Source organism: Pantoea vagans (genome assembly GCF_004792415.1).
GTDB classification, from domain to species: domain Bacteria; phylum Pseudomonadota; class Gammaproteobacteria; order Enterobacterales; family Enterobacteriaceae; genus Pantoea; species Pantoea vagans.
In genome coordinates, this window is sequence record NZ_CP038853.1 from 2,271,239 (window position 1) to 2,285,169 (window position 13,931).

A 13,931-nucleotide genomic window follows, 5' to 3' on the forward strand; every position below is an offset into this window, starting at 1 on the left:
CGGCATCAGCCCACACTGTGCTCAAGGCTGATGGCTAACAATTTCTGGGCTTCCACAGCAAATTCCAGTGGCAGCTCCGAGAATACGTCTTTACAGAAGCCGTTCACGATCATCGAGATGGCGTCTTCTTCACTGATACCGCGTTGCAGACAGTAGAACATCTGATCTTCGCCGATACGTGAGGTCGTGGCTTCATGCTCAAGCTGGGCGGTATTGTTGCGGGTTTCAACATACGGGAAGGTATGTGCGCCGCAATCAGGGCCGATCAGCATTGAGTCACACTGCGTAAAGTTACGGGCATTGGTGGCGGTTGGCATGATTTTCACCAGACCGCGATAGGTGTTCTGACTTTTACCGGCCGAAATCCCTTTAGAGATAATGGTCGATTTGGTGTTTTTACCAATGTGAATCATCTTGGTGCCGGTATCGGCCTGCTGACGACCGCTGGTCAGTGCCACCGAATAGAACTCACCCACCGAGTAGTCCCCGCGCAGAATGCAGCTCGGGTATTTCCAGGTGATCGCTGAACCGGTTTCAGACTGGGTCCAGGACATCTTGCTGTGGTCACCTTCACACAGCGCACGCTTGGTCACAAAGTTGAGGATACCGCCCTCGCGTTCGCCGCCAGGGAACCAGTTCTGAACGGTCGAATATTTCACTTCAGCATTTTTATGGATGATCACTTCTACCACGGCGGCATGCAGCTGATAGCTGTCACGCACGGGGGCTGAACAACCTTCGATATAGCTGACGTAGCTGTCTTCATCGGCAATCAGGATGGTGCGTTCAAACTGACCGGTTTTCGCCGCGTTGATGCGGAAATAGGTCGACAGCTCCATCGGGCAGCGCACCCCTTTCGGGATATAAACGAAGGTGCCGTCAGAGGCGACCGCCGAGTTCAGTGCCGCAAAGAAGTTATCGTTAGCCGGAACCACCGTACCGAGATACTGCTTCACCAGCTCCGGGTGTTCCTGAATCGCTTCGCCGAATGAACAGAAGATAATCCCCTGCTCCGCCAGCTTGCCGCGATAGGTGGTTGCCACAGAAACGGAGTCAAAAATGGCGTCAACCGCCACTTCCCGTCCTTCACGTACCGGCACACCCAGCTGATTAAAGGCGTTCTCCACTTCCTGCGTCAGATAGTCGCTGGCTGGCGCACTGCCGGAAGCCTGGGTCACACCCGGCTCTGAGGCACAGGTGTCATCGCAGTTACCGCAGGAGGGGGCGGAGTAGTAGCTGTAATCCTGATAGTCGAGTTTTTCGTAGTGGGCTTTCAGCCAGTGCGGCTCTTCCATTTCAAGCCAGGCACGAAACGCTTTAAGACGAAACTCCAGCATCCACTCTGGCTCGTTACGCTTGGCCGAGATCGCCCGCACCACATCTTCATTGATGCCGTTGGCAAATTCTTCGGTCTGCAGTTGGGTAAAGAAGCCCTCTTTGTAGTTGAGCTTGCCTTCCCAGATTTGTACATCGTCAGATGTTTCGCTGTGTCGTGACATATTTCACTTACTCGACGCCAAAGCTCTCACCGCACCCGCAGGCGTGCTGAGCTTTAGGGTTATTGAATTTAAAAATCTGATTCAGGCCTTCACGAACGTAATCCAGTTCAGTGCCATCAACGAATGGCATCGCCTGTAGTGGCACAAACAGCGTTGCGCCGTGGAATGAGAACTGCAGATCGTCTTCGACGGGTTCTTTCACCAGATCCATGACGTAGCCGAACCCGGCGCAGCCGGATTGTTTTACGCTCAGACGCAGCCCCTTGACTTCAGGGTCCTGAGCCGCCAGATTGAGAATTTGTTGCGCTGCGGTTTCAGTCAGCGTCAGACCTTTCCAGACAAAATCGTCGGGTGAGAAAGAGTCTGTATTAACAGATGCCATGTTGATACCTCTTGAGTCCGGACCTTTTCAGGCTATCCCCCTATGGTAGTGATCTGAACAATCACTTCAACCTCTTGTTTTGCAGGGATAATCATCTTGTGCTGTTTTATTTGCTCAATTATTAAGCATAGCTGCTTCCGTTCATCCTGTGTGAACAGAGTCAGCCACAATAAGCCAGTGATAACCTATTAATAAATCACTCTATTTGAAATAACCATTTTTGATAAAAATGCTTATTGATAGGTTACGCCTTTCTCTGATGTAAACAGATTGTTATTTCCGATTATACCGACAGGCAGGATAAATCGATAAATTTTTCTGTCCTGCAATTGCAATCCCGACATAGATGAATATGATAATTATTATCATTAACATTCAGGGTGATGCCATGATGCTTTCTGTCTCCGCCTGGCTGCAGCATAAAATCGACGAATACCAGTTTTCGGTGCGTGATATCACCGTCGACTTTTATATGGCGCAGGCAAAACTCGACCGGGCCGACTGCACGATTCATCAGCTGCGTCAGTTTAACGATGCCTGTCAGGATATGGCAGAAGTCTGCCAGTTGAACGGTGACGACCAGAGTTACCTTCATGCGATGGGTAAACTGCATCACCGGCTGGTGCAGGAGATGGGAAACAACGATCGCGATCGCCTGTTTCGCCTTCAGGCCTATCAACTGGCGCGATTGTCCCTGACCCGCCTCTGCCATCAACTGGCCATGGTCGGAGAGTGGAACAAAGCCACCGTGCTGCAAAGTGACTTCGTGCGTCACGCAGGCTGGATATTCTAATCCAGCCACGGCGTGACGTCGCGCACAATTTTTTTACATTAGCGTTAACAATGCCTGAAGCGGATGGCGCATGCCGTTGCCTTCCACACGCTTGACCTGGCTGCGGCATGAGTAGCCGGTGGCCAGACAGCGCTGGCGCGGCAGTCGCTGAAGCTGCGGATGCCAGGAGAGCGCATAGATCCCCAGCGAGTTTTCGAGGTTCTGACTTTCGTGGCCATACGTGCCCGCCATGCCGCAGCAACCTACATTGATGTTCTCCAGCTTTGCGCCAAAACGGGAGAATATCGCCTGCCACTGGTTGGGTGCTGAAGGCAGCGCGGTTACCTCGGTGCAGTGCGCAAACAGATACCAGGACTCCCCGCCCGTGGCCTGCACTTCACGTTCTGCCAGGGCACGCTCTAACCATTCATGCACCAGCAATACGCTGAAGTCGCCGCGCGATTCACCCAGCGTCTGACGATACTCATCGCGATAGCAGAGCACGGTAGCCGGATCGACGCCGACCATCGGCAGTTCCAGTTTGGCGACCCGATTAAGAAAATCGGCGGTACGGGCTGCCGTGCGGGCGAAACGTTGCAGGAAGCCTTTCACGTGCTGCGCTTTACCGTTTGGCGAGAAAGGCAGCAGCACCGGGCGATACCCCAGCTTCTCAATCAGCCTGACAAAATCGTTCACCAGCTGTGCCTCATAGAAGCTGGTAAAGGGATCCTGTACCACCAGCACACAGCTGGCGCGCTCCGTGGCTGACAGTCCTTCCAGCTGTTCCAGCGTCATGTTCATGGCGGGATGACCGCTGAGCTGCTGTTTCAGGTTAGGAGACGAAAGCAGCGGCAGATCGACCATGCCGATATGCGTTTTGCTTAACTCTTTCACCCACGGCTGGCGCAGGAAAAAGTTAAATACTTTTGGCGCCTTCGCCATCAGAGGCGCATAGCCTTCGACCGCTGCCACCAGGTGATCGCTGACCGGGCGCAGATAACGGGTGTGATAGAGCTGCAGAAAGCGCGAACGGAATGCGGGCACGTCAATTTTAATCGGACACTGGGTGGAGCAGGCTTTACAGGCCAGACAGCCGGACATCGCCTCTTTCACCTCGTGCGAGAAGTCATACTCCCCTTTGCTGGCGTGCCAGCTGTTGCGGGTACGGGCGATCAGCCCGCGTAGCGACAGGCTGTTTTCCGGCAGCTGCTTTTCCAGTGCCAGCGGATCGACGCCCTGCCCGGCCAGCAGTCGCAGCCATTCCCGCGTCAGCGTTGCCCGCCCTTTTGGCGAGTGAATACGGTTGCGGGTGATCTTCATTGACGGGCACATCGGGCTGCGGGCATCAAAATTGAAACATAACCCGTTGCCGTTACACTCCATCGCTCCACGCCATTCATCCCGGACCGTTAACGGAATCTGCCGATCGAATGTTCCGCGCTTCACCGCATCGACCTGCATCATTTCGTCGTTGCTGTTAAAGGGCGTACAGATTTTGCCCGGATTCAGGCGGTTAAGCGGGTCAAAGGCCGCTTTGATGCGGCGCAACTCATTAAAAAGCGTCTCGCCGAAGAATGCCGGACTGTACTGGGCGCGGAACCCTTTACCATGTTCACCCCACAGCAGGCCGCCATAGCGTGCGGTCAGCGCTACCACTTCGTCGGAGATCTGTTTCATCATCATCTCCTGCTGCGGATCGCACATATCCAGCGCCGGACGCACATGCAGGACGCCTGCATCGACGTGACCAAACATGCCGTAGCTCAGGCCGTGGCTGTCGAGCAGCGCGCGAAACTCGACAATGTAGTCCGCCAGTTTTTCCGGCGGAACGGCGGTATCTTCGACAAACGGAATTGGTTTAGCCCGGCCTTTCGCATTTCCCAGCAGGCCCACCGCTTTTTTACGCATGTTGTAGATGCGCTCAATGCCCGCCAGATCGTTACAGAACTGATAGCCAATCACGCCGCCCTGCTGCTGCTGCATCAGCGCATCAAGCCGGGCACACAGTTTTTCGATCTGCTGATCGATGAGTGCGGCGTTGTCACCGGCGAACTCAACGATGTTCAGACCCAGCATCTCTTTATCGGGTACGTCAGCAATCAATTCACGCACCGAGTGCCACACGATATCTTCCCGCGCCAGGTTCAGCACTTTGGAGTCAACGGTCTCAACTGACAGCGCCTGCGCGTCCACCATAAAGGGCGCGTTACGCAGGGCGGAATCGAAGGAGTCATATTTAATGTTTACCAGCCGCCGCACTTTCGGCAGCGGGGTGATATCGAGACGCGCCTCAGTGACAAAAGCCAGCGTGCCCTCAGCGCCACACAGCAGGCGCGTCAGGTCGAAGGTTTGCATATCGTCGCTGAAGACGTGGCGCAGGTCATACCCGGTCAGGAAGCGATTCAGCTTCGGAAACTTTTCCAGAATCAGATCCCGGTGCTCGCGGCAGCGCGTCAGCACCTGCTGGTAAATACGGCCTTCGGGGGTGGCCGTCTGCGCCAGCGTTTCAGCCAGCGCGGTGGCCATTGGCCGCGTATCAAGAATATCGCCGCCCAGCAGCACGGCGCGCAGGCCCAGTACATGGTCTGAGGTTTTGCCATAGACCAGCGAACCCTGACCCGACGCATCGGTATTGATCATGCCGCCCAGCGTGGCGCGGTTACTGGTGGACAGTTCAGGCGAAAAGAAAAAGCCGAAAGGCTTCAGCCAGGCATTCAGCTGATCTTTGATGACGCCAGCTTCAACCCGTACCCAGCCCTCATCGGTATTGATCTCCAGGATGCGGTTCATGTAACGCGACATGTCCACCACAATGCCCTGATTCAGCGACTGACCGTTGGTGCCGGTGCCGCCGCCGCGCGGGGTAAACACCAGGCTGGCAAAGCGTGCTTCTCCGGCCACGCGGGCGAGCAGCGCAACGTCCGCCGTCGAACGCGGAAAGAGCGCCGCGTCGGGCAACAATTGATAGATGCTGTTATCGGTGGAGAGTGAAAGACGATCGGCATAGCTGGTCGCCATGTCGCCGGTAAAACCCTGCTCTTTCAGCGACTCAAGGAACGTCAGCACCAGTTGAACGAGGCCCGGTGCCTGCGAAATCTGTGGGATCATGATTGTCTGACCGAAGGTGTTGTAAACGTTTGCGTTTATACGTGAGCGATTTCTCGTTTTATCATATTTTTTCTGCGGCTGCCCTTTTTTCAGAAAAGCCAAAAACCTTTCTCCGCGACGCTGTTTAAACCCTGGCAAATAGATCATGATAAAAACGGGCATCCGAATGCCCTGAAATGAAGGATTAAGACGAGGTTATGAGTCAATGATGAAAAGCCAGTACCGGGATATGGATTTACCGCAAATACTCTTCACCCTGATGTTCATTCTGCTGCTGATTGTCGCCTGTTTATGGGTGGTGCAGCCGTTTATTCTGGGCTTTGCCTGGGCCAGCATGGTGGTGATTGCGACCTGGCCATTGATGCTGAAATTCCAGCGCCTGTTGTGGGGACGCCGTTCGCTGGCGGTGATCGTGATGACCATGCTGCTGTTGCTGCTGTTTATCATTCCTATCGCACTGCTGGTCAGCAGTCTGATCGATAACAGTGCCCCGGTCATCGCCTGGGTTACCCAGGGACATACGATGCCGCAGTTGCTGTGGCTCAGGGATGTGCCGATGGTCGGCAAAAAGCTTTATGTCAGTTATGACACGCTGGTGGCGAGCGGCGGTGCCGGCATCATGGCTAAAATCCAGCCCTACATTGGCCGGACTACCGGCTTTTTTGTCGCACAGGCCGGTCATTTCGGCCGCTTTATGATCCATCTGGGCGTGATGTTGCTGTTCAGTGTGCTGCTTTACTGGCGCGGCGAGCAGGCTGCCCAGGGCATCCGTCACTTTGCTTTCCGCATGGCGGGACGACGCGGTGATGCCGCCGTGCTGCTGGCGGCACAGTCCATTCGTGCCGTGGCGCTTGGCGTGGTGGTGACGGCGCTGGTGCAGGGCGTGCTGGGCGGTATCGGTCTGGCGATCTCCGGTATCCCCTATGCCACGCTGTTAACGGTGCTGATGATCCTCTGCTGCCTGGTTCAGCTCGGCCCGCTGCTGGTGCTGGTCCCGGCTATTATCTATCTCTACTGGAGTGGCGATACCACCTGGGGAACCGTGCTGCTGGTCTGGAGTTGTGTGGTGGGTACGATGGATAACGTCCTGCGTCCGATGTTAATCCGGATGGGTGCGGACCTGCCGATGATCCTGATCCTCTCTGGCGTAATAGGTGGCCTGTTTGCCTTCGGCATGATTGGTCTGTTTATCGGCCCGGTGGTGCTGGCCGTTTCCTACCGTCTGGTTTCCGTCTGGGTGCATGAAGCACCCGCGCCAGACAATGATCCGCTGGCCGTGGCTGATGCGCTGGCCGATCACGATGGCACCCCGCCAGCCGTCTGATTCACAGCAATGACACGCTGTGTCACTCTACCCCGTAAGCATTGATTAGTGCGGTTAATGATGATTAACCGCACCCCTTCTCAGAGACTCGTCTAATTTTGTTTTCCATTAGCGATTTTTAAGAAAAAAGCCATCTTTGGCCTTTATTTGACCTTTCTGGCCTAAAAAAGATTACTTTCTGCACTGTTTCTTAAGTCAAACGGCGAAGTAAAGGTGACAAAAGATTATCGGCTTTAAACTAATAAGAGGATTCTTAAAGACGCCAGCCAGCGGTATGAATAACATGTTTCCTATGTTCGAAATCAAGCTATTGATTTTCAGACAACCTGATTCCCCTGAGTAGAGTAAAGAATTGCTGTGTGTAGTCTTTGCCCATCCCCTGTGATGGGCTTTTTTTTTGCCTGAATATGACCAGCTATAAACAGAAAAAGGCCCGCAGTGCGGGCCTTTCATCATTTCTGTAAGTGTTGTCAGGCGGTTTTATTTAACTGTGCCAGACTCACCCACGTTTCCACTACGGTATCCGGGTTCAGCGACAGGCTATCAATGCCCTCTTCCATCAGCCATGCGGCAAAATCCTGATGATCGGACGGTCCCTGCCCGCAGATGCCGACATATTTACCCTGCTGCTTCGCGGCCCTGATCGCCATGGAGAGCAGGGCTTTCACGGCTTCGTTACGTTCGTCAAACAGCGCAGAGACGACGCCGGAATCGCGATCCAGCCCCAGCGTCAGCTGGGTCATGTCGTTGGAGCCGATTGAGAAGCCATCAAAGTGCTGCAGGAACTGCTCTGCCAGCAGCGCATTTGACGGGATCTCGCACATCATGATGATCTTCAGCCCGTTCTCACCGCGCTTCAACCCCTGCCGGGCCAGCTCTTCCACCACGGCCTGCGCCTGATCCACCGTACGCACAAACGGAACCATAATTTCGACGTTGGTCAGGCCCATCTCGTTGCGAACCCGTTTTACCGCTTCACACTCCAGCGCAAAGCAGTCGCGGAAGTTATCCGCCACATAGCGACCTGCGCCACGGAATCCGAGCATCGGGTTTTCTTCTTCCGGCTCATAGCGTTCGCCGCCAACAAGGTTGGCATATTCATTGGTTTTAAAATCGGAAAGTCGGACAATTACGCGTTTCGGTGCAAATGCCGCACCAAGCGTGGCAATTCCCTCCGTCAGGCGAGCGATGTAAAACTCCACCGGATTATCAAATCCTTTCATCATTTTACGGATCTGCTGTTGCAGTTCCGGCGTCTGCTGATCAAATTCAAGCAGCGCTTTCGGGTGGACGCCAATCATCCGGTTAATAATAAATTCCAGCCGCGCCAGGCCAACACCTTCGTTCGGCAGACAGGCGAAATCGAAAGCACGATCGGGGTTACCTACGTTCATCATAATCTTCAGCGGCAGTTCAGGCAGCGAATCGACCTGCGAACTGGTGACGTCGAAGTCGAGCAGCTGATCATAGACGTAGCCGGTGTCGCCCTCGGCGCAGGAGACAGTGACCTGATGGCCCTCTCTCAGCCGATCGGTGGCGTCGCCACAGCCTACTACCGCCGGAATCCCCAGCTCACGTGCGATGATCGCCGCATGGCAGGTTCGTCCGCCGCGGTTAGTGACAATGGCTGATGCTTTTTTCATGATCGGTTCCCAGTCCGGGTCGGTCATGTCCGTTACCAGCACATCGCCTTTTTCAATGCGGTTCATTTCGCTGATATCGTGGATGACTTTTACTACGCCTGCGCCGATACGATGACCGATGGCTCGCCCTTCAACGACGACGCTGCCCTGCCCCTGCAGCGTATAACGCTCCATCACCTGGCCATTTGAGCGCACGGTTTCAGGACGCGCCTGAACAATAAACAGCTTGCCGGTGTGGCCATCTTTGGCCCACTCAATATCCATCGGCCGCTGATAGTGCTGTTCAATCAGCACTGCCTGCTTCGCCAGCGCCTGCACTTCCTCATCGTTCAGGCAGAATCGGTCGCGTTCGGCCTCAGGCACATCTTCGATGCGTACCTGTTCGCCATGCGCCTGAGAATCGGCATACACCATGCGCACCTTTTTCGAGCCCATATTGCGACGCACGATAGAGGGACGATCGGCCGCCAGCGTTGGCTTGTGAACATAGAACTCATCCGGGTTAACAGCGCCCTGAACCACCATCTCGCCCAGTCCCAGCGCGGCGGTGATGAAGACCACCTGATCAAAGCCGGACTCGGTATCAATGGTGAACATCACACCTGACGAGGCCAGGTCCGAACGCACCATGCGCTGTATGCCAGCAGAGAGCGCCACGCCACGATGGTCGTAGCCCTGATGCACGCGGTAGGAGATAGCACGGTCATTAAACAGTGAAGCAAAGACATGCTTGACCGCCACCATCACGGCGTCGATACCCTGCACATTCAGGAAGGTTTCCTGCTGGCCGGCAAAGGAGGCGTCGGGCATATCTTCGGCGGTGGCAGAAGAGCGGACGGCAAACGACGCGGCCGCATCATCGGCAGAGAGTTGCTGATAAGCGTCCAGAATGGCGGACTCCAGTTCCGGCAGAAACGGCGTTTCCACCACCCACTGACGAATCTGTTTACCCGCTTTTGCCAGCGCATCCACATCATCAATATCGGTCTCATCCAGCAGCGCATAAATTCGCTGGTTCAGCCCGCTTTGATCGAGGAACAGGTTAAAGGCGTACGACGTGGTCGCAAAACCATTGGGCACGGAAACGCCCAGCGACGACAGATTCGTTATCATTTCACCTAAAGAGGCGTTTTTGCCGCCTACCCGATCAACATCATGCATACCAAGCTGGTTATACCAGAGCACCAGTGGCTGTTCCTGAGTGGACATCGCGCTTATCCTTTATCAATTATCAATGAATGGACACAGAGAGTGAGCTGTTTTCAGCCTGGCATATCACCCCATCAATAACGATCTGTTGAATCGTTAAAGCAGAATTTCAGCCGCAGTTTCGGAATTGTGAGCGGATTATTTTGCTGTTGCGCAAAGTCGCTAATTTTCGCTAACTGACTGATGTGACAGTAAATGGCAGATTTTCAGCCACTTAAGCATTCTGTTTTGTTGCGCAACAGACGCAGGGCTATTTGTAGCCCGATTGCGGTTTGAAAAGAATTCCGGCGACTCGAAACGCCTTTTCATTTTTATTAGCGTGATGAAACTGCAGACAAATAATCCGGACAGACATTCCAGAAATTAAAATCAGAGATGATTTATTAAGTCGCATCGCTCATGCTGATGGCTCACTCCTGGCTGAGGCTGAATTCATTATGACAACTGACAGAAGCGTTTTTTATATCTCCGATGGCACAGCGATTACAGCTGAAGTCCTGGGCCATGCGGTGCTGTCGCAGTTTCCGGTCAATATCACCAGCCTGACGTTGCCATTTGTGGAAAACGTCCAGCGGGCGCTGGCGGTTAAAGCCCAGATAAACGCGCTCTATCAGCAGAGCGGCGTGCGGCCGCTGGTGTTCTTCTCCATTGTCACGCCAGAGGTGCGAGACATTATCGTGCAGAGTGAGGGGTTTTGTCAGGATATCGTGCAGGCGCTGGTGGCTCCCCTTCAGCAGGAGCTGGGCTTATCGCCTGCGCCGGTGGCACACCGCACCCACGGACTGGACGCCAGTAATCTGGGGAAATATGACGCACGTATTGCGGCGATCGATTACGCCCTGGCGCATGATGACGGCATCTCGCTGCGCGGGCTGGAAGATGCGCAGGTTATTCTGTTAGGCGTTTCGCGCTGTGGCAAAACACCCACCAGCCTCTATCTGGCGATGCAGTTTGGTATTCGTGCCGCCAACTACCCCTTTATTGCCGACGATATGGATAATCTCAAACTGCCGCCCGCGCTGCGCGCCCATCAGAATAAACTGTTCGGGCTGACCATCGATCCGGAACGGCTGGCAGCGATACGGCAGGAACGGGCGGAAAATACCCGCTACGCCTCAATGCGTCAGTGCCGGCTGGAAGTAGGCGAAGTCGAAGCGCTGTTTCGTACCCATCAGATCCGCTATCTCAACAGCACTAACTACTCGGTCGAAGAGATTGCCACCAAAATTCTCGACATCATGGGCCTGACGCGCCGTATGTACTGAAGGGGAATCGGATTGAAGATGTAAAGCGCCGCTGCCGTGGGTTTTGATTTCATTATCAAATCACGGGTTGAATTCGCAGACTAATGGTTTATTGTGACCACCATCACTTCCCGGTATTTCACCGCTGCGAAGAACCGTTTTCGAGAAACTCATGAACAAAACCGACGAACTGCGTACCGCACGCATTGGTAGTCTGATTACCCCCGCCAGTCTGGCGGCTGAACATCCTGTCTCCGCGGCGATTGCCGACAACGTCACCGCTGCCCGTAAACGTATCGCCCGTATATTGACGGGTGAAGATCCCCGCCTGCTGGTGGTGATCGGGCCCTGCTCGCTGCACGAGCCGAAAGCAGCCCTGGAATATGCCGCGCGTCTGAACGCGTTACGCAGCCGCTATGAAGATCGGCTGGAGATTGTGATGCGTGCCTACTTCGAGAAGCCTCGCACCGTCGTAGGCTGGAAAGGACTAATTTCCGATCCGGACCTGGATGGCAGTTACGATGTGAACCGGGGTATCGGCATCGCCCGCAAGCTGCTGATTGATATCAACGCGCTGGGCCTGCCCACCGCCACAGAATTTCTGGATATGGTGATCGGCCAGTTTATTGCTGACCTCATCAGCTGGGGCGCGATTGGCGCACGTACCACCGAAAGCCAGATCCACCGCGAAATGGCCTCAGCCCTCTCCTGCCCGGTCGGCTTTAAAAACGGCACCGATGGAAACGTGCAGATCGCGGTGGATGCGATTCGCGCCGCACGCGCCAGCCATATGTTCCTGTCGCCGGATAAACTGGGCCAGATGACTATCTACCAGACCAGTGGCAACCCGCATGGTCATGTGATCCTGCGAGGCGGTAAACAGCCTAACTATCATGCCAGCGATGTCGCCGCCGCCGCGGAAAGTCTGGCGGCCTTTAATCTGCCGCAGCAGCTGGTTATCGACTTCAGCCACGGCAACTGTCTGAAGCAGCATCGTCGTCAGATGGATGTGGCGGCAGAGGTAGCTGAGCAGATTAAATCAGGATCGCGGGCCGTTGCCGGTGTAATGATTGAAAGCTTCCTGGAAGAAGGCAATCAGAAAGTGGTAAGCGGTGAACCGCTGGTTTATGGCCAGTCGATTACCGATCCCTGCCTCGGCTGGCAGGAGAGCGAACAGGTGCTCGCCCTGCTGGCCGAGGCGGTTTCTCACCGCCTCTGAGTCTTTATTAGCTGGAGCAGCTCACCTCTAAGGTTTTGCCCCAGTCTGGCGGCCGCTGACGATACTCAGCGGCTGTCTGATCACTGAAGGGCTGCTGTAACGCCTGATGCAGACGGGCCAGCGCCCCCTGTTCTCCCCGCTCCGCCTCTTCAATCGCCTGCTGCGCCAGATAGTTGCGCAAAATCACCGCCGGATTCGCCGCCTTCATCACAGCCTGACGCTCCGCATCGCTAACCTGCTCATCCACGAGACGATTGCGGTAGCGCTGATACCAGCCATCAAACGCCTCACGATCGATGAACTCGTCGCGCAGCGGTGAGCGGCTTTCAGCCTGTTGGGTTTCACTCAGCAGCCGGAACGTCAGGGTGTAATCACTGTGCTCCTGCGTCATCAGCGCCAGCAGATCGGTCAGAATCTGATTGTCGCTGCTCTGCTGCGTCAGCAGACCCAGCTTCGCCCGCATCCTCTCACCCCAGACCCGCATCAGTTCAGGTTCATAGGCGCTCAGCGCCGTTCGCAACTGCTCAGTGGTCAGCAGACCCGACAGCGCATGCGCCAGCCGGTTAAGATTCCACATGCCAATCATCGGCTGATTTTCAAAGCTGTAGCGCCCCTGATAGTCGCTGTGATTGCAGATGAAGTCAGGCTGATAATCATCCAGAAAACCAAACGGGCCATAGTCGATGGTCAGGCCAAGAATCGACATATTGTCAGTATTCATGACGCCATGCGCGAAGCCCACGCTCTGCCATAACGCAATCAGGCGCGCGGTGCGTAACACAATGTCGGTAAACCACTGTTGATAGCGGTCCGCTTCCTCTTCCAGATGCGGCCAGTGATGACGAATGGCGTAGTCGGCCAGCTGCTGCACTTTCTCCTGCTGCTGGCTGTAAAAAAAATGCTCAAAATGACCGAAACGCAGGTGGCTCGGTGAAATGCGCATCAGCATCGCGCCACGCTCAGTAGTTTCGCGGTAGACCGGCTCATCGCCTATCGACAGGGTCAGTGCGCGCGTGGTGGGGATACCCAGATGGTGCAGCGCTTCCGAGGCGAGAAACTCACGGACGCTGGAACGGATCACGGCACGACCATCGCCCATGCGGGAATAAGGCGTCAGGCCTGCACCCTTGAGATGCCAGTCAAGTTTGCTGCCATCATCCAGACGCTGTTCACCCAGCAGGATACCGCGCCCGTCACCGAGCTGACCCGCCCAGACACCAAACTGATGGCCACTGTAGACCTGCGCCAGTGGCTGCATGCCGGGCAGCAGTGCCTCACCGTGCCAGACATCGTGACCGTGACCTTCAAAGAGCGCGCTATCGAGCCCCATTGAGGTTGCAAGCGGTGCGTTGTGATACAGCAGGCGTCCGCCTGCCAGCGGCGTGGGGTTCAGCGCGGTATAACACCCGGTCAGCTCACGGAACCAGGTGTTGTCAAAAGAGGCCTTGCCTGCGGACATTGTTTCTCCCATGCGATACTCAGCGATACGTAGGTTAGTCCTTTAGTGTAACGCTGATAGCAGGGATTAACA

9 protein-coding genes and 1 other RNA gene are annotated in these 13,931 nt (G+C 55.1%); 5 read left to right on the forward strand and 5 right to left on the reverse strand.

The window, feature by feature from the left end:
• Positions 1-5 precede the first annotated feature (5 nt).
• Both sufB and sufA read right to left on the reverse strand, forming a co-directional pair.
• Positions 6-1,499 carry a Fe-S cluster assembly protein SufB gene (sufB, locus tag EGO56_RS10630; protein ID WP_135909002.1) on the reverse strand — a complete coding sequence of 498 codons (1,494 nt, stop codon included), beginning with the start codon at positions 1,497-1,499 and terminating at the stop codon, positions 6-8.
• Between the two features lie 7 nt (positions 1,500-1,506).
• Complete coding sequence (gene sufA, locus EGO56_RS10635) at positions 1,507-1,881, reverse strand: Fe-S cluster assembly scaffold SufA (protein ID WP_135909004.1); 375 nt, start codon at positions 1,879-1,881, stop codon at positions 1,507-1,509.
• A gap of 388 nt (positions 1,882-2,269) precedes the next feature.
• Between sufA and EGO56_RS10640 the strand changes: the two genes are divergently transcribed.
• Positions 2,270-2,674, forward strand: coding sequence for a hypothetical protein (locus EGO56_RS10640; RefSeq protein WP_013357695.1), 405 nt, complete (start codon positions 2,270-2,272; stop codon positions 2,672-2,674).
• A 33-nt stretch (positions 2,675-2,707) separates the two neighbouring features.
• On the opposite strand, the gene ydiJ is transcribed toward EGO56_RS10640, so the two are convergent.
• A complete protein-coding gene (ydiJ, locus tag EGO56_RS10645) occupies positions 2,708-5,761 on the reverse strand; it encodes a D-2-hydroxyglutarate dehydrogenase YdiJ (RefSeq protein WP_135909006.1) in 3,054 nt (1,017 codons plus the stop codon).
• A 205-nt stretch (positions 5,762-5,966) separates the two neighbouring features.
• On the opposite strand from ydiJ, the gene ydiK reads away from it, so the two are divergent.
• Together ydiK and rprA are read left to right on the forward strand one after the other, a co-directional pair.
• Positions 5,967-7,085 (forward strand): AI-2E family transporter YdiK, encoded by a 1,119-nt coding sequence (ydiK, locus tag EGO56_RS10650; protein ID WP_033732482.1) that lies wholly within the window; start codon positions 5,967-5,969, stop codon positions 7,083-7,085.
• A gap of 292 nt (positions 7,086-7,377) precedes the next feature.
• An RNA gene (gene rprA, locus EGO56_RS10655) (antisense sRNA RprA) lies at positions 7,378-7,485 on the forward strand.
• Between the two features lie 70 nt (positions 7,486-7,555).
• Here rprA and ppsA read toward each other — a convergent pair.
• A complete protein-coding gene (ppsA, locus tag EGO56_RS10660; RefSeq protein WP_135909008.1) occupies positions 7,556-9,937 on the reverse strand; it encodes a phosphoenolpyruvate synthase in 2,382 nt (793 codons plus the stop codon).
• 437 nt (positions 9,938-10,374) lie between these two features.
• Between ppsA and ppsR the strand changes: the two genes are divergently transcribed.
• Both ppsR and EGO56_RS10670 read left to right on the forward strand, forming a co-directional pair.
• Positions 10,375-11,202, forward strand: a complete 828-nt coding sequence (ppsR, locus tag EGO56_RS10665) for a posphoenolpyruvate synthetase regulatory kinase/phosphorylase PpsR (protein ID WP_013357691.1) — start codon at positions 10,375-10,377, stop codon at positions 11,200-11,202.
• A 151-nt stretch (positions 11,203-11,353) separates the two neighbouring features.
• On the forward strand, positions 11,354-12,400 hold the full coding sequence (locus EGO56_RS10670; RefSeq protein ID WP_135909010.1) for a 3-deoxy-7-phosphoheptulonate synthase: 1,047 nt from the start codon (positions 11,354-11,356) through the stop codon (positions 12,398-12,400).
• Positions 12,401-12,407: 7 nt separating this feature from the next.
• Here EGO56_RS10670 and EGO56_RS10675 read toward each other — a convergent pair whose 3' ends face one another.
• The gene (locus tag EGO56_RS10675; RefSeq protein ID WP_135910561.1) at positions 12,408-13,859 is read right to left on the reverse strand and encodes a protein adenylyltransferase SelO; all 1,452 of its coding nucleotides are present in this window, start codon (positions 13,857-13,859) and stop codon (positions 12,408-12,410) included.
• Between the last annotated feature and the right edge of the window lie 72 nt (positions 13,860-13,931).